General features: G+C 29.9%; 1 protein-coding gene and 1 pseudogene. Both read right to left on the bottom strand.

Annotated elements, in window-relative coordinates:
• A pseudogene (locus B2217_RS02470) lies at positions 1-227 on the bottom strand (ABC transporter permease); the annotation flags it as partial.
• Positions 227-521 (bottom strand): ribosome-binding factor A (locus tag B2217_RS02465; RefSeq protein ID WP_291122055.1); only part of this gene is annotated, 295 nt, incomplete at its 5' end. The pseudogene B2217_RS02470 and the gene B2217_RS02465, both read right to left, overlap by 1 nt.

Genomic DNA, 521 nt, shown 5'->3' with positions numbered 1-521 from the left:
GCTAATACTTTTCCTTTCGAAGGAGAAATTTTAATTTCAGGATTTACATTGCTATAATACTTTAAATTCATTTTTTCTAATCCCGAAAAAACGGATAAAATAATAAACAAAGCCGCTGTAGCTACCAAAATAGCACCAACAGCAATCGATGTAATAATGTTTACAGCGTTTGTATTCGTTTTCGAAAAAATGTAGCGTTTCGCAATGTAAAGTGAAATGTTTCTCATTATAAGATTGGATTATTTCCTTCTCCTCTTAGCGCTTTGTCGATTTTATCCATTTCGTCTAACGAATTATCTAAAATGAAAATTAATTCTGGTGTAATACGCATTTGTTTAGAAGCACTTTTTGATAAAATTCCTCTAAATAATGGTGTATTAACTCTAATTTCTTTAAAAATTTCGTCTTTTTGAGTACTTGGAAAAATACTTACATAGATTTTAGAAACGCTCAAATCTGGTGTTACTTTTACTTCTGTAACACTAATCAAATTTCCAGGGAATTCCTTTACAGCCCATTTT

This window comes from Empedobacter sp. UBA7620 (assembly GCF_002484185.1).
Taxonomy (GTDB): domain Bacteria; phylum Bacteroidota; class Bacteroidia; order Flavobacteriales; family Weeksellaceae; genus Empedobacter; species Empedobacter falsenii_C.
This window is presented reverse-complemented; position numbering and strand designations above follow the sequence as displayed.